General features: G+C 47.5%; 18 protein-coding genes and 1 other annotated feature. Of the genes, 16 read left to right on the top strand and 2 right to left on the bottom strand.

The window, feature by feature from the left end:
* Positions 1–4 precede the first annotated feature (4 nt).
* Together PAHA3_RS13630 and PAHA3_RS31145 are read left to right on the top strand one after the other, a co-directional pair.
* Positions 5–1,402, top strand: coding sequence for an ATP-binding protein (locus PAHA3_RS13630; protein WP_235599439.1), 1,398 nt, complete (start codon positions 5–7; stop codon positions 1,400–1,402).
* 197 nt (positions 1,403–1,599) lie between these two features.
* Entirely contained in the window at positions 1,600–7,557 is a 5,958-nt protein-coding gene (locus PAHA3_RS31145) for a BclA C-terminal domain-containing protein (RefSeq protein ID WP_062835219.1), read from the top strand.
* A 65-nt stretch (positions 7,558–7,622) separates the two neighbouring features.
* Here PAHA3_RS31145 and serA read toward each other — a convergent pair whose 3' ends face one another.
* Positions 7,623–9,218: a phosphoglycerate dehydrogenase gene (serA, locus tag PAHA3_RS13620; RefSeq protein WP_062835218.1), complete on the bottom strand. Its 1,596-nt coding sequence runs from the start codon at positions 9,216–9,218 to the stop codon at positions 7,623–7,625.
* Positions 9,219–9,417: 199 nt separating this feature from the next.
* Positions 9,418–9,648, bottom strand: a binding site (T-box leader).
* 335 nt (positions 9,649–9,983) lie between these two features.
* Here serA and PAHA3_RS13615 point away from each other — a divergent pair.
* The 3 genes from PAHA3_RS13615 to PAHA3_RS13605 are packed head-to-tail and all read left to right on the top strand — an operon-like array spanning position 9,984 to position 11,853.
* Positions 9,984–10,577 (top strand): CPBP family intramembrane glutamic endopeptidase, encoded by a 594-nt coding sequence (locus PAHA3_RS13615; RefSeq protein ID WP_062835217.1) that lies wholly within the window; start codon positions 9,984–9,986, stop codon positions 10,575–10,577.
* A complete protein-coding gene (locus PAHA3_RS13610) occupies positions 10,574–11,026 on the top strand; it encodes a hypothetical protein (protein WP_062835216.1) in 453 nt (150 codons plus the stop codon). Before PAHA3_RS13615 ends, PAHA3_RS13610 begins: the two co-directional genes overlap by 4 nt.
* Positions 11,020–11,853: a metallophosphoesterase gene (locus PAHA3_RS13605; protein ID WP_082762801.1), complete on the top strand. Its 834-nt coding sequence runs from the start codon at positions 11,020–11,022 to the stop codon at positions 11,851–11,853. Before PAHA3_RS13610 ends, PAHA3_RS13605 begins: the two co-directional genes overlap by 7 nt.
* Before the next feature lie 44 nt (positions 11,854–11,897).
* Here PAHA3_RS13605 and PAHA3_RS13600 read toward each other — a convergent pair whose 3' ends face one another.
* Positions 11,898–12,794, bottom strand: a complete 897-nt coding sequence (locus PAHA3_RS13600; protein WP_062835214.1) for a polysaccharide deacetylase family protein — start codon at positions 12,792–12,794, stop codon at positions 11,898–11,900.
* A gap of 94 nt (positions 12,795–12,888) precedes the next feature.
* Here PAHA3_RS13600 and PAHA3_RS13595 point away from each other — a divergent pair, with 94 nt between their 5' ends.
* The 11 genes from PAHA3_RS13595 to der all read left to right on the top strand — a co-directional run bounded on the left by PAHA3_RS13595 (position 12,889) and on the right by der (position 21,884).
* Positions 12,889–13,242: a hypothetical protein gene (locus tag PAHA3_RS13595; protein ID WP_062835213.1), complete on the top strand. Its 354-nt coding sequence runs from the start codon at positions 12,889–12,891 to the stop codon at positions 13,240–13,242.
* A 187-nt stretch (positions 13,243–13,429) separates the two neighbouring features.
* A complete protein-coding gene (locus tag PAHA3_RS13590; protein ID WP_062835212.1) occupies positions 13,430–14,044 on the top strand; it encodes a genetic competence negative regulator in 615 nt (204 codons plus the stop codon).
* A 43-nt stretch (positions 14,045–14,087) separates the two neighbouring features.
* Positions 14,088–14,783 carry a glutamic-type intramembrane protease PrsW gene (prsW, locus tag PAHA3_RS13585; protein ID WP_062835211.1) on the top strand — a complete coding sequence of 232 codons (696 nt, stop codon included), beginning with the start codon at positions 14,088–14,090 and terminating at the stop codon, positions 14,781–14,783.
* A gap of 115 nt (positions 14,784–14,898) precedes the next feature.
* On the top strand, positions 14,899–15,069 hold the full coding sequence (locus tag PAHA3_RS30460; protein ID WP_167350887.1) for a hypothetical protein: 171 nt from the start codon (positions 14,899–14,901) through the stop codon (positions 15,067–15,069).
* Positions 15,070–15,190: 121 nt separating this feature from the next.
* The gene (ypeB, locus tag PAHA3_RS13580; RefSeq protein ID WP_062835210.1) at positions 15,191–16,537 is read left to right on the top strand and encodes a germination protein YpeB; all 1,347 of its coding nucleotides are present in this window, start codon (positions 15,191–15,193) and stop codon (positions 16,535–16,537) included.
* Between the two features lie 149 nt (positions 16,538–16,686).
* A complete protein-coding gene (locus PAHA3_RS13575; protein WP_062835209.1) occupies positions 16,687–17,340 on the top strand; it encodes a flagellar brake protein in 654 nt (217 codons plus the stop codon).
* A gap of 63 nt (positions 17,341–17,403) precedes the next feature.
* Complete coding sequence (locus tag PAHA3_RS13570) at positions 17,404–17,628, top strand: hypothetical protein (RefSeq protein ID WP_062835208.1); 225 nt, start codon at positions 17,404–17,406, stop codon at positions 17,626–17,628.
* 103 nt (positions 17,629–17,731) lie between these two features.
* Entirely contained in the window at positions 17,732–18,436 is a 705-nt protein-coding gene (cmk, locus tag PAHA3_RS13565; protein ID WP_062835207.1) for a (d)CMP kinase, read from the top strand.
* Positions 18,433–19,020, top strand: a complete 588-nt coding sequence (locus tag PAHA3_RS13560; protein WP_062835206.1) for a lysophospholipid acyltransferase family protein — start codon at positions 18,433–18,435, stop codon at positions 19,018–19,020. Before cmk ends, PAHA3_RS13560 begins: the two co-directional genes overlap by 4 nt.
* 141 nt (positions 19,021–19,161) lie before the next feature.
* Positions 19,162–20,376, top strand: coding sequence for a 30S ribosomal protein S1 (gene rpsA, locus PAHA3_RS13555; RefSeq protein ID WP_062835205.1), 1,215 nt, complete (start codon positions 19,162–19,164; stop codon positions 20,374–20,376).
* 185 nt (positions 20,377–20,561) lie between these two features.
* Positions 20,562–21,884 carry a ribosome biogenesis GTPase Der gene (gene der, locus PAHA3_RS13550; protein ID WP_062835204.1) on the top strand — a complete coding sequence of 441 codons (1,323 nt, stop codon included), beginning with the start codon at positions 20,562–20,564 and terminating at the stop codon, positions 21,882–21,884.
* Positions 21,885–21,893 lie beyond the last annotated feature (9 nt).

Raw genomic sequence — 21,893 nt, 5'->3', positions numbered from 1 at the left:
CCTTGTGGGTTGTGTACTTATAGCGCTGGGTCTTTTTTTGCTGCCCTACATTGATACGAACTTTGCAGAATCCGAATCGAGAGATATTAAACGGCTCTTTACCTATATCTGTATTATCGGATTCAGTTTAACGACTTTTTTTGCATTGTTTCTATTCACCAAAATTACACAGCCCATGCAGCAATTGATTCAGGCAGCCAATGCGATTCGCAAAGGGAATTATGGAACACGACTCTCCCTGGTAACAAGTGATGAGATTGGTGAACTTGCCAACACATTTAATCATATGGCTGCCCAACTGGAAGATAACATACGCAACCTTAACCATGAGAAAGAACATTTAGCGAGTGTGCTCCGAAGCATGACAGATGCGGTGGTTACTTTTGATGGTGAAGGTAAAGTTATCCTGACGAATCCGCCAGGAGAGAAGGTCATGCAGGCTTGGTATGATCTGGATTGGGCACAGATGGATGAAGGACAAGATACCGAGCATTCTGGCAAGTCATCACGTGATGTACCAGAACCTCTCCTTCCTTTGTTCAGACTGGTGATGGAGCAAGGCGGGGATCAGAGCTCCAATGTTCATGTACAGCAAGGTGTGTGGTCTGTTCAGATGGCACCGTTGTATGCTGACAGTGTTGTCAGAGGCGCTGTGGCTGTCTTGAGAGACGTAACAGAAGAAGTACGGCTGGAGAAGATGCGGCGTGATTTCGTGGCTAACGTATCTCATGAGATACGAACCCCGTTATCCATGATGCAAGGCTACAGTGAAGCGCTTCTGGACGGCATGGCAACCTCTCCTGAGGAGAGTGAAGAACTCATTCAGGTGATTCATGATGAGTCTCTGCGGATGGGCAGACTGGTTAAAGACCTGCTTGATCTTGCCCGGATGGAAGCTGGACACACGGACATGGTGATGAAGGAAGTTGACCTCGGAGAACTGCTGGAACGGGTATATCGAAAGTTCTCGGTGCGCTCGAAAGAACAGGGAATCCAACTGCAGTTTGAATGCAAACAGCCAACCATTGAACTTCAACAGGCAGATGAGGATCGACTGGAGCAGGTATTTACGAATTTGCTGGACAATGCATTCAGGCATACGCCTACTGGCAAAAATGTAATGATTTCTGCCGAGCTGGTCACGCATCTTCGCGCTCCGTTCGCCAGGGTATCTGTGAAGGATCAGGGTGTAGGTATCCCCTCGTCTGACTTACCTTTTATTTTCGAACGCTTCTACAAAGCTGACAAGGCACGTGTTCGGGGTGAAAGTGTAGGTACAGGACTCGGTTTAGCCATTGTGAAAAATATTGTAGATGCCCATCAAGGCATCATTAATGTGAATAGTGTACTTGGCGAAGGTACGGAGTTTATTTTACAATTTCCTGTGGATTCATCGAAATAGCCCGATTTCATACAAAAAGTGCGAGAACACCCTCTTATGTAGGGTGTTTTTTTGTTGAAGAGTACCGTTTAATCTTGTTCAACGTGGAACATGAACCATCGTTTTTATCTTGCTTAAAAAGAGTGTCCAAGATAATTTTCCTCTCTATGTTACATAAGCTTGAAAAACAAGCAAGTTAGAGGAGGATTGAGTTAAGCATGTCCGATGAACGAAAAAGGGTCAATATTAAAGCGTTTCTGGAAGGCAGATCTTTCAGAGCAGGCTCTCCATTTATCCCCATAACATCAAGTGAACTGGAGAAGTTTGAATCCATACTTCATTCTCTGGCTGTGACTATTCCCGCTGCAATTAGTCAACCGACTTCAGCGAATGTACTGGCATTGCAGAATGGACTGCGCCAGTTGCTTACTTTTGTAAATCATTCCGGATTTCGTGCAGGAGTAAAAGCAGAATTGCAAGCTGTATTGGAATTAACCATTGCAGGCTCAGAGATTGTCCCTGTTCCTCTAATTAATCTTGCAGGTAACTTGCAAAACTTACTGGATGACTTGTTGAGTGTGACGTTACTTCTGGAAGTGCCGCCTGCAGAAAAAGATAAACTTGTAGGATTAATCCGTTCGATATCTGTGTCCTTAAGTCGGGCAACGACGACTTTCGGAACCGGGGGCATTACTGGACCCGCTGGCCCACCGGGTGTACCAGGAGTTCCAGGTGTACCAGGAGTTCCGGGCGTACCGGGTGTACCAGGCGTCCCTGGGGTGAAAGGGCCTGCGGGACCAGCAGGAGGAATTGGACCCGTAGGACCAGTGGGGCCAGTTGGCCCACAGGGAGCGCAGGGTCCTGCAGGAGCACCTGGTGTGGGTTTGAACAATATTACTGAATATGATCCTGCACTTGGACCGACATATGCTCAGGGGCAGGTTGTTAGCTATGAGGGCAGTCTTTATGTTGCCAATGTAAACGGTCCCTTAGGTACACCCGGAAGTTCCCCGGACTACACTCTTTTGTTGTCGGGTGGAACGACTGGAGCAACGGGGGCAACCGGAGCTGGTTTGACTGGAGCCTTAGCATTTGATCCAGCGCTTGCGCCGGGTTATCCTGCAGGTCAGGTAATCACGTATAACGGTAGTACGTACATTACAAGTGTAGCTGGTCCATTAGGAACACCGGGTGCTTCATCGGATTACACATTAATTGCGGCTGCGGGGGCCACAGGTGCAACGGGTGTAGGATTAACTGGATTAACTTCTTTTGATCCAGCTCAGTCCCCAACATATCCAGCCGGTCAGGTCGTTACCTTTAATGGTAGTACGTATATTACGAATGTTGCAAGTCCTGTAGGAGTTCCAGGAAGCTCACCGGACTACACACTAATTGCGGCTGCGGGAGCCACGGGTGCAGGAACGACCGGTGCAACAGGAGCCACAGGTGTAGGATTAAGTGGCATCGTACCGTTCGATCCGGCTTTAGCACCAACCTATCCGGCGGGCCAGATCGTCACGTTTGGTGGCAGTACCTACATTACGAATGTCGCATCGCCAACAGGTACGCCAGGCAGTTCGCCAGACTATACTTTACTGGCAGGATCGGGTGTTACAGGTGCGACTGGAGCTACAGGCATAGGCCTAAACGGTGCAGTTCCGTTTGACCCTGCAGTAGCTCCAACGTATCCAGCGGGGCAGGTTGTGACTTTTAACGGTAGTACGTATATAACCAATGTGGCTTCACCTACAGGAACACCTGGCACCTCGCCAGACTACACATTGCTTGCGGGTGCAGGACCTACAGGAGCCACAGGGGCATCGGGTGTAACGGGAGCAACTGGTGCAGGATTGACAGGCATAGTGCCATTCGATCCTGCCGTAGCTCCAACGTATCCAGCGGGTCAGGTTGTAACGTTTAATGGAAGCACATATATAACGAATGTAGCATCACCAACGGGAACGCCGGGTACATCACCGGATTATACATTACTTGCTGGTGCAGGAGCCACGGGTGTCACTGGGCCAACCGGAGTAGGGGTTACGGGAAGCACTGGAGCAACTGGTTCAGGTTTGACAGGTATTGTGCCATTTGATCCAGCCGTGGCACCAACGTATCCAGCGGGTCAGGTCGTAACGTTCAACGGTAGTACGTATATTGCGAATGTAGCATCGCCAGCAGGTACACCAGGCACATCACCGGATTACACGTTGCTTGCCGGAGCGGGAGCAACGGGAGTTACAGGAGCCACAGGCATCGGCTTAAATGGTGTTGTGCCGTTTGACCCGGCAGTAGCTCCAACGTATCCAGCGGGTCAGGTCGTAACCTTAAATGGAAGCACGTATATTACCAATGTGGCATCGCCAACGGGAACGCCGGGCACCTCGCCGGACTACACGTTGCTTGCAGGTGCAGGACCTACAGGAGCCACAGGGGCGTCAGGTGCAACGGGAGCGACAGGCGTAGGTCTAACTGGCATAGTGCCATTCGATCCAGCCGTGGCACCAACGTATCCAGCGGGTCAAGTCGTAACGTTCAACGGCAGTACGTATATTTCGAATGTGGCATCACCAACGGGAACGCCGGGCACGTCACCGGATTACACGTTGATAGCTGGAGCAGGAGCAACGGGAGTTACAGGAGCCACAGGCATCGGCTTAAATGGTGTTGTGCCGTTTGACCCGGCAGTAGCTCCAACGTATCCAGCAGGTCAGGTCGTTACCTTTAATGGGAGCACGTATATTACCAATGTGGCATCGCCAACGGGAACGCCGGGCACCTCGCCGGACTACACGTTGCTTGCAGGTGCAGGATCTACAGGAGCCACAGGGGCGTCAGGTGCAACTGGAGCGACAGGCGTAGGTTTAAGTGGCATTGTACCATTCGATCCAGCCGTAGCCCCGACATATCCAGCGGGTCAAGTCGTAACGTTCAACGGAAGTACGTATATTGCGAATGTGGCATCACCTACGGGAACGCCGGGAACTTCGCCGGATTACACGTTGATAGCTGGAGCAGGAGCAACAGGTGTCACGGGAGCAACCGGAGTTGGAATAACGGGAAGTACGGGGGCGACAGGAACACCTGGCGTAACAGGGGCAACGGGCGTAACTGGTGCGGGTTTAACAGGAGTTGTACCGTTTGATCCAGCTGTAGCTCCGACGTATCCAGCGGGTCAAGTCGTAACGTTCAACGGTAGTACGTATATAGCCAATGTGGCATCGCCAACGGGAACGCCGGGCACGTCACCCGACTATACGTTAATTGCAGGAGCAGGAGCGACGGGTGTTACGGGCGCAACCGGAGTTGGAGTAACAGGAAGTACAGGAGTTACAGGTGTATCCGGCGTAACTGGAGCAACGGGCGTAGGATTAGCTGGAGTTGTACCGTTTGATCCAGCCGTAGCTCCAACGTATCCAGCGGGTCAAGTCGTGACGTTTAATGGCAGTACGTATATTGCGAATGTGGCTTCTCCGACGGGAACACCAGGTACCTCGCCGGATTACACATTAATTGCGGGTGCAGGAACGACGGGTGTGACGGGTGCAACGGGAGTTGGAGTGACAGGAAGTACTGGAGCAACGGGTGTAACAGGTGCAGGACTCACGGGAGTTGTGCCGTTCGATCCAGCTGTAGCACCAACGTATCCAGCGGGTCAGGTCGTAACGTTCAACGGTAGTACGTATATTGCCAATGTGGCATCGCCAACGGGCACACCGGGCACGTCACCCGACTATACGTTGATTGCAGGAGCAGGAGCGACGGGTGTTACGGGCGCAACCGGAGTTGGAGTAACAGGAAGTACAGGAGTTACAGGTGTATCCGGCGTAACTGGAGCAACGGGCGTAGGATTAGCTGGAGTTGTACCGTTTGATCCAGCCGTAGCTCCAACGTATCCAGCGGGTCAAGTCGTGACGTTTAATGGTAGTACGTATATTGCGAATGTGGCTTCTCCGACGGGAACACCAGGTACCTCGCCGGATTACACATTAATTGCGGGTGCAGGAACGACGGGTGTGACGGGTGCAACGGGAGTTGGAGTGACAGGAAGTACTGGAGCAACGGGTGTAACAGGTGCAGGACTCACGGGAGTTGTGCCGTTCGATCCAGCTGTAGCTCCGACGTATCCAGCGGGTCAAGTCGTAACGTTCAACGGTAGTACGTATATTGCCAATGTGGCATCGCCAACGGGCACACCGGGCACGTCACCAGACTATACGTTGATCGCAGGAGCAGGAGCGACGGGTGTTACGGGCGCAACCGGAGTTGGAGTAACGGGAAGTACAGGAGTTACAGGTGCATCTGGGGTAACTGGAGCAACGGGCGTAGGATTAGCTGGAGTTGTCCCATTCGATCCAGCCGTAGCTCCGACGTATCCAGCGGGTCAAGTCGTGACGTTCAACGGTAGTACGTATATTGCGAATGTGGCATCACCAACGGGAACGCCGGGAACATCACCGGATTACACGTTGATCGCAGGTTCAGGAGCAACAGGTGTTACGGGTGCAACCGGAGCTGGGGCAACAGGCAGTACTGGTGAAACCGGAGCAACTGGCGTCACGGGATTGACAGGGGCGATTGGGGTAACGGGAGCCACCGGAGTTAGCGTAACAGGTAGTACGGGAACAACAGGAGCAACTGGAGGAACCGGAACGACTGGCGTCACCGGATTAACTGGGGCGACTGGGTTAACGGGAGCCACAGGAGTAAGTGTAACAGGCGTCACGGGAACAACAGGAGCAACAGGTGAAACCGGAGTAACAGGCGTCACCGGATTGACAGGGGCGACTGGTATTACAGGAGCCACCGGAGTAAGCGTAACAGGTAGTACGGGAACAACAGGAGCAACTGGAGGAACCGGAACGACTGGCGTCACCGGATTAACTGGGTCGACTGGGGTAACGGGAGCCACAGGAGTAAGTGTAACAGGCGTCACGGGAACAACAGGAGCAACAGGTGAAACCGGAGTAACAGGCGTCACCGGATTGACTGGGGCGACTGGTATTACAGGAGCCACAGGAGTAAGCGTAACAGGTAGTACGGGAACAACAGGAGCAACTGGAGGAACAGGAGCGACTGGCGTCACCGGATTGACTGGGGCGACTGGTATTACAGGAGCCACAGGAGTAAGCGTAACAGGTAGTACGGGAACAACAGGAGCAACTGGAGGAACAGGAGCGACTGGCGTCACCGGATTGACTGGGGCGACTGGTATTACAGGAGCCACGGGAGTCGGCGTAACCGGAATCACGGGTGCAACAGGTGTAACTGGTGAAACAGGAGCAACTGGTATTGCAGGCTTAACAGGAACCACAGGTCTAACAGGGGCAACCGGAGTCGGCGTAACCGGAAGTACGGGAGCAACTGGTGGGACTGGAGGAACAGGAGCTACAGGTCTAACAGGGGCAACCGGAGTCGGCGTAACCGGAAGTACGGGAGCAACTGGCGCGACTGGAGGAACGGGAGCCACAGGTCTAACAGGGGCAACTGGAGTCGGCGTAACCGGAAGTACGGGAGCAACTGGCGCGACTGGAGGAACGGGAGCCACAGGTCTAACAGGGGCAACTGGAGTCGGCGTAACCGGAAGTACGGGAGCAACTGGCGCGACTGGAGGAACAGGAGCTACAGGTATAACAGGGGCAACCGGAGTCGGTGTAACCGGAAGCACGGGAGAAACTGGCGCGACTGGAGGAACAGGAGCCACAGGTATAACAGGAGCAACCGGTGTGGGCATAACGGGAAGTACCGGTGCAACGGGTGTGACAGGAACGTCGGTCACTGCAGCTTCTTCGTACGCTGAGAATACGAATGGTACCATCCTTGTTATTTTGGGCGGAACAGTCGTTGCTCTTCCTGCAAACCAGAATATTGGAACAGGTATTACGGTAAATGGAGGGAATGATACCTTCACTCTTGCTACAGCAGGCAGATACTACATCAGTTACAAAGTTAATCTGACAGCAGCACTCGCCGTACAATCACGGATATTGCTTAATGGAGCTGTAGTACCGGCGAGTGTAATCTCACCAGTGCTCTCTTTAAGCCAATTGGCAACCGACTTTATTATCACTGCCACAGCGGGTTCGACCATTCAGCTTCAATTGTTCGGCCTAGTGGCCACAGCTGTTCTATCACCACCAGGTGCGACACTCAACATTATCCGCTTGAGCTAACTACGAAAAAAAGAGACGGACCCTTTGGGGTTCGTCTCTTTTGAATTTTACTGAATGATAAGCAACTATTCCAACACGATTTCAACGGCTGTATTAATTTCTGGAAGGGCAGCGAGCTGAACAAGAACATCTTTGGGAACGGCTTTATCCACGGTCAGGATCATGATGGCAGCACCACCAATGATTTTCCGACCCACTTGCATGGATGCGATGTTGACCTCATTTTGTCCAAGCAGAGTTCCTACACGTCCGATAATACCTGGTTTATCGTTATGTGAGATCAAGATTTGATGACTTTCCGGAGCGATATCTACCGGGAATTTGTCCAGGCGAACAATACGCTCTCCATAACCTGCAAGCAATGTACCCGCTACACGGCGTTCTTCAGCGTCCTGAGTCGTCACCAAGGTTACGGTAATCAGGTTAGTAAATCCTTTAGTTGCAGAGGTTTGGCTTACAACCACATTCAGATCACGGATTTTGGCCAAATGCATGGAGTTGACGATATTGGCTTCCCCGCCCAAATGTCTTGCCAGAATACCCTTCACAATGTAACGAGTGAGAGGAGACGTATCTACTTCAGAAAGGTCACCAGCGTAATCGATCCGAATCTCCTGCACTGCATTTTGTGTAATCTGTGCTGCAAAACTACCCAGTGTTTCACCCAGTTTGAAATAAGGCTGCAATTTGTTCATTACAGTTGGTGCAACTGCCGGCATGTTAACTGCGTTCTTGAATGGTTCATTGCGCAGAATGTGAAGAACTTGTTCGGATACGTCGATCGCTACGTTTTCTTGTGCCTCGACAGTGGATGCACCAAGGTGAGGTGTAACGATAATGCTAGGGTGATTCAGGAACGGGTGGTCCTGAGCAGGTGGTTCACTTTCAAATACATCAAATGCTGCTCCGGCAACAATGCCTTCGTCAATGGCTTCCACAAGTGCCATCTCGTCAACTACACCACCACGGGCACAGTTGATGATCCGCATGCCTTTTTTCATAACTTCAAATTGTGGACGGGAAATCATGTGCCGTGTTTCCGGTGTTAATGGCGTGTGAACGGTCATGAAGTCCGCATTGCGAATGATATCATCTACACTAGCCAGCTTCACTTGCAGCTTCTCTGCACGCTCCTCCGTGAGGAACGGGTCGTAAGCAAGAATATCCATTCCGAATGCTTTGGCGCGCTTGGCAACTTCACTACCGATCCGTCCCATGCCCAGTACACCCAGCGTTTTATTTCTTAATTCCACACCCAGGAAGGTTTTACGATCCCACGTACCTTGAATGGTTTTGGCGTATGCCTGAGGAATGTGACGCGCCAGTGCCATCATCATGGCAAACGTGTGCTCACAGGTTGTGATGGTATTGCCGTCAGGTGCGTTAATAACGATGATACCACGCTGTGTAGCAGCTTCCAGATCAATGTTATCTACACCAACACCTGCACGTCCGATCACCTTAAGGTTGGTACCAGCCGTCATAATACGATCTGTAACACGAGTCTGGCTGCGAACCAAAAGGGCATCATAATCACCAATAATGGCAACAAGTTCATCTTCACTAAGACCGGTTTTCTTCTCAACAACAACATCATTTGCATCCACCAGTTGCTGGATCCCCAGATCACTGATTGGGTCCGACACTAACACTTTGTACATGGTTTCTTCCTCCTTAGGTATGTGTATCTTTATCGTCAAGGTCTGACCTCAGCGAAGAGGTATTCCTTAAAACCAGGTTGATTCTTCCGCCCAACAACGCGGTGTCGCAGCAGAGGGGGAAGGTGAAGCAAATAGAGTGATCCCACAGATATCCATTAAAATAAATCAAAAAACTCTCAATCCACATACTGCTTGCGCAATAAGGGACGAGAGTTGTCGTGGTACCACCCTAATTCACCGCCGTTTCGCAACGACAGTCTTAGCGGTCAATGAAGACCGAAGAGGATAACGGGTCTAAACCGATTGCACCTACTCCAATTTCAATGCAATAACTCAGGAGCGCTCAAGACCATTTGCCTGCCACCGATTCACACCTACCATCGGCTCTCTGGAAGACGAAGCAACATCTTTTTTCCATCATCGTGTTTAACGTGACTAATTTTTTCATAATGTATCATGGCTGACATGAGCATGTCAATAGGCTTAAATGTTTTAAATTGGATTGCAGATGTCTTTCGATTCAGACATAGTCAAAGTGACTATAAGCCATCTAACAGTTACTGTACATACCTTAACGAGATGGAATATATGCTGTTTGGTGAACCGGATTTTATTGCTTTAATGAAGTAATGGCATTGACTCAAAACCGGGACTTCGGGCAGGCCTTGAACCTATTTGGTTTTTTGGCTATCATTTAGTATACTATCCGATTGGACAACGTAATTGTTATCCATCAAATTTAACTCAAGAGGACAGACGCATCCGATGAAAAAATTCAAGTTTCCCAAGTTCAAGATTCAGAAGGCTGAGCCACAGCAGCTTACCGAGCGTTTGCTTTTAATCAATTTATACTTTACACAAGGTCTGACACTGATAATCGGGGTTGTATGGATTTTATTGCAGAAACGAAACTTGTTAGATGTACTCGCATGGCCCGACAATTACCAATTTATATGGTGGGGTCTTGGTCTTGCTGGCGTAATGCTTGTTATGGACTTGGTACTGTCGTATGTTATACCTCAGGAAAGCATGGATGACGGTGGAATTAATGAGATGTTGTTCCGTGGGCGTCCGATCTGGCACATTGTATGTATAGCAGCCATTGTTGCTGTATGTGAGGAATTATTATTCCGTGGAGCCATTCAACATGCCATCGGTCCTTACTGGACAAGTATTTTATTTGCAGTTATCCACATTCGTTATTTGCGGCACTGGATTCCAACAGGATGGGTGTTTGTCTCAAGTTATGGATTGGGTTGGATTTACATGCAATCCGGCACATTATGGGCGCCTATATTATGTCACTTTATAATTGATTTGGTGTCCGGATTAGCGATACGTTTTCGGAGGGGATCATGAATCAGCCATTAAGCAGAATGAAGACATATGGCAGTCAGCGCCATCGTCAATCGGATAAAAAAGAGACATCCGAGCGTCAGGTGGCTTCTCAAGTAAGCCTGGTTGCTGAAACGGCAGCGGCAGCTGAAGTTGGGGGAATTACACCAATAACTTCCGTTTCCATACCTAGATCACAGCGCAAGCCCTATACAGAAACGCTGGAAAGTCCGGTATTACCACAAAGAGCACCATCACGCTCCAAAAAAACGCCAAAAACAACGGAAGAATCGATCCCCGAAGCGGGTTCGCTTCCTACACGGACAGAATTACATCCTTCACGTCGGTTAAAATTGAGCAAGAGGTTTGTCAATTCACTCATTTTTATTTTTGTCATGTTAACGATTAGTCTGGTTTGGTGGGGGGTAAAAGGGGCACCCGCTCTGAATACGTTCCTTCCATTGCCGTGGTAATACTATTTATCGCAGGTTTAATCATTTTGATGGGAGTTGTACTATTTTTTCATATGTGGCGTGAAGCCCATGTTCATCAAGTGATTGAAGAAGAGGTTGAAGTTCCTCATCTGCCACCATCCTTTGACGGGGCTATGATTTTGTATGTATCCGATACGCACAAGCGCAAGCTGAAACAGAAGGATCTGGAAAATTTAAGAAACAAGGTGGACTGGGTTCTGATCGGTGGGGACGTTGCGGAAAAAGGAATCTCATGGTCCATAGTTAGACATAATATGAAACTCTTATCGAACATTGCTCCTTCTTTTACCGTGTATGGGAACCACGATAAGAGGGCTGGTACCGCTAATCTTGCTCGAATCCTTCGGGAATCGGGCGTTCAGCTCCTGCAGGATAACGTGGAATATCTGAGTAGGGGCAACGACAGAGTGAGCCTGATCGGTATAGACTATCGTTCCAAACAGGGAGATGTATTGTTAGAGCAGGTCGGCGACCATTTTTGCAAATTAGCCATCGTTCATGATCCTTTACAGGCCCTTCGCTTGGAGCAAAATGCAGATCTTATCTTGAGCGGCCATACACATGGCGGACAATTGGTAGTACCTTTTTTCGGACCTGTGTTCCTGAGCAAAGCATATCGTCCCATTTCGAATGGGTGGTATTCCCTGAAGCGCAATCCGGAGGACGTTTACCAACAAGGCAAAATGCTGGTTAGCAGAGGATACGGTACCAATCATCTTCCTCTCCGACTAGGTTGTCCTGCGGAGATGCATATCATCACGTTAAGAGTGCCCGCGGAAAAAGCAATCACAGAGAAACAGCCTTGATCCATCGGATCAAGGCCGTTTCATTTTATGCGCAAAATTACAATCTAACGAGCTTCCAATTCTATTGCACGCGGATCGACAAAGGAATAACCTTTCTTTTCGAGCTTGGTCAGCAACTCATCCAATGCTTCAACCGTCCATGGCAACTCGTGCATCAAAATATTGCTTCCGGGATTTAACTGGTCCAGTACATTTTGAATGACTTTTTCCGGTTTGTTTTTGGTGCTTTTATCCCAATCAAGCGAACCATTAGACCACGTCATGTATAACATGCCATTTTTTTTCACGGTCGCCTTCAGTGCATCATTACCCGATCCAAAAGGCGGGCGGAAGAATTGCGGTTCCTCCCCGATGGTGTCCTGTACTATTTTTTGGACGTCTGTAACCTGTTTTGCCGCCTCAGCGTTAGACATTTTTTTAAGATCCTCATGATCCCAGGCATGATTGCCTACAATCTGACCCCGTTCATGGATAAGTTTGAGCAATTCCGGGTGACTTTTCACCCGATATCCATTGACGAAAAATATCGCTTTAGCGTTATGTTTATCTAAAGTGTCGATTAGTGAAGTAATCATTTTTTCTTCTTTGGGGCCATCATCAAAAGTTAACAAGACCACTTTGCTTGGGCTCGTCTCATCATTCGGTTTAATATAATAATTTTCATTCATGTGATACGTTTGTTCCACTTTCTCTTCCACAGAAATCTGCTCCGAAGGGTCAGGTTCTTCTTCTGTCGCAGTTGAATCGCTCGTTGAAGGTTCGGTCACACCAGTTCCGGGTTCTCCTGATTCAGTTGGGTTAGAATCAATTTGCTCTTCTTGAATTGTTGTAGTGGGTTCACTCGCTGGTACGGAATTTTCTGATGTTTTTTCTTCCGCTGCCCCACAGGCGGATAACAGCAAACTTGCAGCTATAATCAATGCGGCGGTATGTCTGAACATGATTTCAACTCGCTTTCCTGTATTTATACGGAATGAGATCGCTCGCTCCCGCAAACACTACATGTGATTTTAACACTTAAAGGAGGTTGGTGTAATGAAGGCGTCATCCTTTTTTTGGGGCATTGTAATTGGCGTTGCAGCCAGTTCGTGGCTGTCCAAAGGCAAAATGCCCATGTTGTCTTCGGGTTCATCACGAAACATGATGGATCAGGCAAAACATAAGATGATGGAGATGACTTTCCCGGGTATGGATGGGTTCACCAGCAAGCAAAATCAACATGGCGAATCACACAAAAACCGAGCAGCAAAAAGCGTAAGCACAATTACTCCGCAGGAAAAAGAAGCGAATATGAGCATGCTCAAGGATTTTATTCGCACTAATCCGGATGTGAAGCATGAAGTTGAGCAGATTTTAACTCAAACAAACACAACAGTACCGGGTTTATAAACCAAAACCTCCAATTAGAATCATCCACAGTATTGATTTGCTGTGGAATGATTCTTTTTTTGTCGATTTTACTTCGTGCATTTAGAGGTATAAAATGATAACATAACTACATAGATTTATTTTCAGCACATATTGTTTTGTGCTTCATAATCTGTTATAAGACTTGCTTATAAAGGGGAGATCCTGTATGAAAATAGAACGACTAAGTCACGATAAGATACGGATTTTCCTGACCTTTGACGATCTGAGCGAGCGCGGAATACAAAAAGAAGATATGTGGCAGGAAATACCTAAGGTTCATGAACTGTTCACTGAAATGATGGATCAGGCCTATTCCGAACTTGGATTTGATGCCACTGGTCCACTTGCTGTCGAAGTATTCGCACTTCCCGCTCAAGGGATGGTTGTCATTGTCACACGTGGAAAATATGATCCGCAACAATATGGTTCAGGTCATGAAGATGATCTTCCTGAAGAAGTATATGAAATGGAAGTTACACTCGAGCAAAGCGATTCCATCGTTTATGCGTTCAAGGACTTTGAAGTGCTCATTGAAGCTGCACATATGTTGCGTCAGCATGTTACGGATGCTGGGAGACTTTATTCTTATAAAGACAAGTGGTTCTTGCATTTGGAACCAGATGAGGTGGATTCCACCAAACATGCGGCATTGATCGCCTTGCTTGCTGAATTTGGTGAAGGCTCTTCAGTTACTCCAGCAGTTATGGAAGAGTATGGTAAGGTTATTATTTCTGAACAAGCGATTGATGTTATCTGCACCCACTTCAAACGCCAGGATTAATCTCTAATTGTAATCGCGTCTTTAGTCAGAGGAGGGAATTTCGGTGCTTTTGTTTTCGGTCTTAGCGGCAGCAGTTGCCCCGGGTCTCGCCTTGTTAACATACTTTTACCTGAAAGACCGTTATGATTATGAGCCACTTCATATGGTGTTGCGGGTTTTCCTCATGGGGATTCTGATGGTACTGCCTGTGATGATTATTCAGCGTGGCATGATGATGTGGCTCGGGGATAATCCTTATCTTGAGGCCATTCTGATCTCAGGTGGTGTGGAAGAATTCGTCAAATGGTTCGTGCTTTATCATATCATCTATAATCACACCGAATTTGATGAGCCGTATGATGGGATCTTATATGCAGTTGCTGTTTCACTTGGATTTGCCACAGTTGAGAATGTGTTGTATGCCTTTGCGGGGAATGCATCCGTCTCAGCCATGTTCCTCCGGGCACTGCTCCCTGTTTCAGGGCACGCTATGTTTGCGGTAATCATGGGTTATTACATGGGTAAAGCCAAGTTTATCGGTGGCAAGAAAAAGCGGTGGTACCTGGTTCTTTCTCTCGTATTACCTTTTTTCTGGCATGCATTGTACGATGTCATCATGAACACCATGGTAAATCATTGGTTGTGGTTTATAGCGCCACTAATGGCGGGCCTGTGGTATGGGGCAATGGGTAAAATCACACGCGCTAATAACCGTTCTCCTTTTCGTTTTGTGAAGCGGGAGGAAGAGGTTAAATTATAAAAATACGGACACACTGGTGGACATAAAGCGCACATTGCGCCTGCGGCCCTGGTGTGTTTTTATTTTTTGCGATAAAACTCCCGGGAAATGACCAACAGAAACGGGGATCGTTGTGATGAGAATCAAAATTAAAATCAGATGTAAGCAATGTGGTGAACGATTTACATTACGAGGCAAGAAAGAACGTGGCCGGATTGAGACAGGATTCAAGCAGTGCCTCTGTGATAACAGGGACCAATTCGAAATCGAAGAGGAAGGCATGGCAACCGGGGTTCAGTTGAATTAAAAGAAGGATCCAAAGGGTATTTTAGCAGCCTGCTTGTGTAAGGACTGGAAATCGCATGCATAAGAGATCTTTCTTCGATCCACAATAGAGGTAGTGGTTTAGAAGAAAGGAGACTCTACCGATGTATAAACGATTAAGTTCAGTTATGTTTCCGATATTTGCGGTCCTGCTGGTCGGTGCGCTCGTATGGGGCTATCAGGAGAATCAGGAGAAGAATGCAATACTGATCAAGGCAGAAAATCAATATCAGCGTGCCTTTCACGATTTATCTTTTCATATGGACAAATTACATTCGGAGATTGGTAACACCTTGGCGGTTCACTCCACATCACAGGGGATGCATCGCAAAGGTTTGATGAATGTATGGCGACTCACCAGTGAAGCGCAGAATGAGATCAACCAGCTGCCCCTGACCATGCTGCCATTTAATGAGACAGAGGAATTTCTCTCCCGTATTTCCAACTTTGCTTATCGAGCGTCGATGCGTGACTTGACGAACGAACCGCTAAGTGAGAAGGAAATGGGCAACCTGAAAAAGCTGTATCAGAATTCATCCGAGATTACCAAGAATCTGCAGGATGTACAGCAGAAAGTCCTCACGGACCGTTTACGCTGGATGGATGCGGAGACCGCCATGGCAACGCAAGAGCAAACGATGGACAACACAATCGTCGATGGATTCCGTAGCGTTAACAAAAAGGTACAGGAGTACCCGGAGCTTGATTGGGGTCCTTCCGTATCCAATATTTATGCAAAACGTTCAGTTAAGAAATTGGACGGCTTGCCGGTGACCAAAGATCAGATTCAGAGCAAGGCTGCGAAATTCTCTGATGCGGATAGTAGCAAAATCCAAGTGCAGGAGAACGGCAAAGGAACAGACTGGGAGTCCTACACGGCCACGATTGATCATGCCAAGAATGGCAAACTGATGATGGATTTCACTCGTAATGGCGGAATGCTGATCTCTTACAGTGATACACGTCCGATTGGAACCAAAAAGGTATCACGTCAGGATGCCATGGCTAAAGCAGATCAATTTCTAACGAATAAAGGCTATAAGGATATGAAGGCTGTAAACTACGATGAATACGGTAATCTGGGTAACCTTACTTATGTGCATAAGCAAGGGGACACTTTGATTTATCCTGAAAAAATGTCAGTCCGCGTTGGATTGGATACAGGCGAAGTAACCGGCTTCCAGGCAAGTGATTTTGTCTACGAACATAATGACAAGCGCAAAGTTCCAAAAGCAACTCTAACGGAGCAACAGGCGCGGCAAAAGCTTAATTCGGAGTTTGAAGAAAATTATGTTCGCAAATCCCTCATTGAAAATGATTACAGCAAAGAGGTGCTGTGTTATGAATTCGGAGGGAAAATAAACGGTTCTCGTTACCGGATATACATTAATGCGAATACAGGTATCGAAGAAGCGGTTGAGGAGATCAAACCGGTCAACGCAACCTCATAACAGCTGGAGATCTCTGAATGTTCAATGGCACAAACAACGACGGCAGACCACGATGTGGTCTGTTTTTTTTCTTGTTCAATGTGAGAAAGGTCATGGTATAATAGTCCTTGTACATACGAAGATAAATACATAAAGTGGCGGTGAACCAATTGTTTCCTAAAATAAATGAAATTTTATACATCCAGATCGCTTCGGCAGATGAAAAAGAGGAAAACAAAGAGTACAAATCACGCATTGCAGATATGGATGACAGTAGTTTTCTGATTGAGGTCCCGATGCAACAAGGAAGCAGCCGTCTGAAAAGGCTCTTTTTTGGCGAGGAATTGTCCATTTCATATATTACGGAGGATGGAGTCCGGCATTATTTTAATACTTATGTCACCGGATTTGAAGAGGATGTGGTCCGTCTTGTCCGTATCCGAAAGCCGCTTCCAAGCGATATATCCAAAATACAACGTCGCAGCTTTCTTCGTGTTCACGCAAACCTTGAAATGGCCATCCAGAGTGAAGATCTGACCCGTGCCGTCGGATTGACTGAAGATATCGGTGGCGGTGGATTGTCTATCTATGGCGAAGCAGGATTTTCAATCGCTGAAGGTCAAAAGCTGAAATGCTGGTTGCTTGTTCCATATCGTAATTCAACAATTGAACATGTCAATTTTGAAGCCGAAGTCGTGCGGATCAAAACACTTGAAACCGGCAGATTGCTGTGCATGCTAAAATTTGTACAGATTTCAGATTCGGAACGCCAGAAGATCATCAAGTTCTGTTTTGAACGTCAATTGGACTACCGTACGAAATAGGAATGTTGTGGCATAAAAAGAGTAAACTGCGGGTACCGTAATGGAAAAAACGGAGGATATGTCATGAATCATCGTCATGCAACCCGCAGATATGAACGACTCTACTATGTTTTCTCCAGGCGAATGGAACGGAGAGTTATGATTCTGATCATATCCCTTCTAATCCTGCTTGTGGTGTATCAATTGCTGTTGTTAGTACCTGGCTTCAAAAAGAATATGACCACGATTGATCGCCTGGAAGGAACGCCAATTCAAGTGCAAACGATGATTGATCACAAACGCCGTTGATTTGTCTGTTTTTGCATCCATGTGTAGAGTGTGGTATAATTTTCACGATGCAGGCAATGCCTGTTTTTTTATTGAGGTTTATCGTTTGAGGAGGAATGCCCCGTTGGCAAGCCAGAACACATCAGAGAACGGGAAAATGAACGTTGCAATTGACGGACCTGCCGGTGCCGGGAAAAGCACGGTGGCCCGATTGGTTGCAGAGGCGCTCGCGTATGTCTACGTCGACACAGGCGCAATGTACCGTGCGGTAACCTTGCATATGCTTCGGAAAGGTATTACACCGGAAGATGTGACACAGGTACTTCAGGAAGCCCAAAAGCTGGTCATTGATTTACAACCGGATCCCGACGGACAGAAAGTGTTCTGTAATGGGGAAGAAGTAACCTCGGAAATCCGCTCCCGTGAAGTGACGGGAATCGTGTCCCGATATGCGCAAATCGAGGGGCTGCGTACGCAATTAGTGGATACTCAGCGGCAAATGGCTTTGCGCAAGGGCGTCGTCATGGATGGACGCGATATCGGAACGACAGTACTGCCCGATGCGGAAGTGAAAATCTTCATGACTGCCAGTGTGGAAGAGCGTGCGCTTCGCCGCTTCAAAGAACTGGACCCCTCTGAAGGACTGACGTTGCAACAACTGGAGCGAGACATTGCCACCCGCGACAAATTGGATGAGAGTCGGGAAATTTCCCCGCTTCGTTGTGCTGAGGATGCTATCGTTCTTGATACAACTAAGATGAACATCCATGAAGTGGTTGACAAAATCGTATCTTATTGCACAATGGTCAGAGGAGAGATCGGTCTATGATTTACACATTTTGCAGCACATTACTGCGGATCATTTACACCATTCTTTTCCGCTTGGAGGCCGTTGGACGGGAGAATATTCCGAAAGAAGGCGGCGTACTTTTATGTTCCAATCATATTAGTAACTTCGATCCTCCAACTGTGGGTATCAAAATTCGCCGTCAGGTGCGCTTCATGGCCAAAAGCGAGTTGTTTGAAATTCCGGTACTCGGCCGAATTATTAAAGCCGTGGGCGCTTTCCCCGTTAAACGTGGAGGTGTCAGCAAGGAATCCATTAAAACCTCACTCAATATTTTGCGTGATGGTGAAGTGCTCGGAATTTTCCCCTCGGGAAGCCGTCACAATGATGGAGGTATCGGCAAAAAAGGGGCAGCGAGTTTTGCTCTCCGCAGTGGCGCTACTGTTATTCCTACTGCTATTATCGGTAACTACAAGGTTTTTCGTAAGATGAAAGTTGTATACGGAGCACCGGTAAGTTTGGACGAGTTCAAGGAAGACCCATCCGGAGAAGCTCTGGAGAAAGCGACTGAGAAGATTATGTCCAAGATTAACGAAATGGTGCAAACGGGCGTGCCAAGCAAGTAATGGCTTCGTCAGTAGCTGAGTGCATGTTTCCATATTTTTGAGGGAGACTAAGTGGTAGTGCTCAGTGATGAAAGTGTTTTGAACTCTGCTACAGGCAGGTTTGAATATAATGGGGTTTTTGAATTGAGGAGGGTATTTGACATGTCGGAAGAAATGAAAAATCAAGAAGCAACCCAAGATGAGTTGGATCAATTCGTTTCCTTGAAAAAAGGAGATACCGTAAAAGGAACCATCGTCAAATTGGAAGATAACCAAGCCTATGTGAGCATTGGATATAAATATGACGGTGTCATTCCAATTCGTGAACTGTCTTCATTGCATGTTGACAGCGCGTCTGATGCAGTAGAAGTTGGACAAGAAGTTGAAGCTAAAGTTCTTAGCATCGACGACGAGAAAGAAAAACTCGTTCTGTCCAAACGTGCAATCGACAGCGAAAACGCATGGGATCAATTGCAAAAGCATTTTGAAGACCAAGACGTATTCGAAGTTGTTGTAGGTGACGTTGTTAAAGGCGGTCTGGTAGCAGACGTGGGCGTGCGTGGATTTATCCCGGCTTCCATGGTTGAACGCCATTTCGTTGAAGACTTCAGCGACTACAAAGGACGCACACTGCGTGTTAAAGTGAAAGAGATCGACCGTGAGAACAACAAAGTGATCCTTTCCCAAAAAGACGTACTGGAGCAAGAATTCGAAGCAAACAAAGCTACTGTTATGGCTGGTTTGCAAGAAGGTCAAGTCATCGAAGGTACAGTACAACGTTTGACTCAATTCGGTGCATTCGTTGATGTGGGCGGAGTTGACGGTTTGGTTCACGTATCCGAGCTGGCTTGGACACACGTTGAAAAACCATCCGACGTACTGTCTGAAGGTGATAAAGTTAGTGTGAAAGTGCTGAAAGTTGACCCTGAAAAAGGCAAAATCAGCCTGAGCATGAAAGCTGTTCAACCAGGTCCTTGGGAAACAGCAAGCGAAAAATTCAATTCCAGCGATATCGTAACAGGTGTTGTAAAACGTCTGGTAGACTTCGGTGCATTTGTTGAAATCGCTCCTGGAGTTGAGGGACTTGTGCATATTTCGCAAATCTCCCACAAACACATCGGCACTCCTCATGAAGTGCTGAAAGAAGGACAGGAAGTTCAAGTTAAAATCTTGGACATGAACCCTTCTGAGCAACGTGTAAGCTTGAGCATCAAAGAAACAGAAGAAGCTCCAGCTCAACCACAAAAATCAGAAAGACCTGCAAGAAACAATGCTCCACGTGAAGAAATCAACAATCCAAACGTTTCCTTGAACAATCAAGGTATGAGCACTACGCTCGGCGAACTGTTTGGTGACAAACTCAGCAAATTCAAATAAGTTAACAATGCATGGTTCTTAGTTATATACTGCATATTTTGCTGAATAATAAAAGCAAGATCGGCGAGCCCCAGGCGGGTTCGCCGATTGTTTTTATTGCGAGTATTTTGGCATGAAACGTTAGCCAAGACATATCTTTTTTGCTATGATGAGTATCGTAAGTATGGACAGGAGGAGTGGAATGTATGGCAAGACCCGTTGTGGCAATTGTCGGACGACCGAACGTGGGTAAATCCACCATTTTCAATCGGATCATCGGCGACAGACTGGCCATTGTGGAAGACAAGCCGGGCATTACCCGTGACCGGATCTACGGAATCGGCGAATGGAACGGTAAACCATTCAGTATTATTGATACAGGTGGTATCGAAATTGATGGTGAGGATGTCATCTTAAAATCAATCCGGATGCAAGCTGAGCTCGCTATTGAAGAAGCGGATGTTATTGTATTCATGTGTGATGCAAAAGCAGGTATTACGCAATCGGATGAAGAAGTCGCAGAGATGTTGTACCGCTCAGGCAAGCCTATTGTTGTAGCCGTTAACAAAGTGGATAATATCGGACGAAGTGAACTCATTTATGAGTTTTATGGATTCGGCTTCGGTGATCCCATCGGCGTATCCGGAAGTCACGGTACAGGTGTAGGTGATTTGCTTGATGCGATTGTGGAAAAATTGCCTGAACTTGAGGAAGAGACTTACGATGAGGATGTCATTCGTGTAGCTCTGATCGGACGACCGAACGTGGGTAAATCTTCACTGGTTAACGCGATTCTGGGTGAAGAGCGTGTCATTGTCAGTGACGTGGCTGGAACGACTCGGGATGCGATTGATACACCTTTTGAAAAAGACGGCCAACGTTACGTGCTGATTGATACAGCAGGTATGCGTAAGCGTGGTAAAGTATATGAAACAACGGAGAAATACAGTGTAATGCGTGCCATGCGTGCGATTGAGCGTGCAGATGTTGTGCTGATTGTCATTAATGGTGAAGAAGGCATTATTGAACAGGACAAGCATATTGCGGGTTATGCATTCGAAGCTGGTAAAGCGTCTTTGTTTGTCGTAAACAAATGGGACGTGGTAGAGAAGCATGACAAGACGATGAAAGAGTTTGAGAAAAAAATTCGGGATCACTTCCTGTTTATGACTTATGCTCCGGTCGTATTTTTGTCAGCCCTCACAAAACAACGCTTACAAAAACTGTTGCCAGTTGTAAAACATGTAGCGGAGCAACACTCGTTACGTGTACAAACGCATCTACTTAACGATGTGGTATCGGATGCAGTGGCTATTAACCCTCCGCCAACGGATAAAGGACGGAGAATGAGAATTAACTATGTGACTCAGGTTGCTGTTAAGCCGCCGACCATGGTTGTTTTTGTGAACGATCCGGAATTGATGCACTTCTCATATGAGCGCTATTTGGAGAATAAAATCCGTGCAGCGTTTGATTTCGAAGGAACACCAATTCGAATATTTACTCGGAAGAAGTCCGACGAAAGTTAGGGGAGAAGT

Origin of the sequence: Paenibacillus amylolyticus (assembly GCF_001570725.1) — a bacterium.
Lineage (GTDB): Bacteria > Bacillota > Bacilli > Paenibacillales > Paenibacillaceae > Paenibacillus > Paenibacillus amylolyticus_A.
This window is presented reverse-complemented; position numbering and strand designations above follow the sequence as displayed.

Bases quoted from the DNA above. Each gene is read 5' to 3' on its own strand.
- PAHA3_RS31145 (WP_062835219.1), top strand. From the start codon at position 1,600: ATGTCCGATGAACGAAAAAGGGTCAATATTAAAGCGTTTCTGGAAGGC.
- serA (WP_062835218.1), bottom strand. From the start codon at position 9,218: ATGTACAAAGTGTTAGTGTCGGACCCAATCAGTGATCTGGGGATCCAG.
- PAHA3_RS13615 (WP_062835217.1), top strand. From the start codon at position 9,984: ATGAAAAAATTCAAGTTTCCCAAGTTCAAGATTCAGAAGGCTGAGCCA.
- PAHA3_RS13610 (WP_062835216.1), top strand. From the start codon at position 10,574: ATGAATCAGCCATTAAGCAGAATGAAGACATATGGCAGTCAGCGCCAT.
- PAHA3_RS13600 (WP_062835214.1), bottom strand. From the start codon at position 12,794: ATGTTCAGACATACCGCCGCATTGATTATAGCTGCAAGTTTGCTGTTA.
- PAHA3_RS13595 (WP_062835213.1), top strand. From the start codon at position 12,889: ATGAAGGCGTCATCCTTTTTTTGGGGCATTGTAATTGGCGTTGCAGCC.
- PAHA3_RS13590 (WP_062835212.1), top strand. From the start codon at position 13,430: ATGAAAATAGAACGACTAAGTCACGATAAGATACGGATTTTCCTGACC.
- PAHA3_RS30460 (WP_167350887.1), top strand. From the start codon at position 14,899: ATGAGAATCAAAATTAAAATCAGATGTAAGCAATGTGGTGAACGATTT.
- ypeB (WP_062835210.1), top strand. From the start codon at position 15,191: ATGTATAAACGATTAAGTTCAGTTATGTTTCCGATATTTGCGGTCCTG.
- PAHA3_RS13570 (WP_062835208.1), top strand. From the start codon at position 17,404: ATGAATCATCGTCATGCAACCCGCAGATATGAACGACTCTACTATGTT.
- PAHA3_RS13560 (WP_062835206.1), top strand. From the start codon at position 18,433: ATGATTTACACATTTTGCAGCACATTACTGCGGATCATTTACACCATT.
- rpsA (WP_062835205.1), top strand. From the start codon at position 19,162: ATGTCGGAAGAAATGAAAAATCAAGAAGCAACCCAAGATGAGTTGGAT.
- der (WP_062835204.1), top strand. From the start codon at position 20,562: ATGGCAAGACCCGTTGTGGCAATTGTCGGACGACCGAACGTGGGTAAA.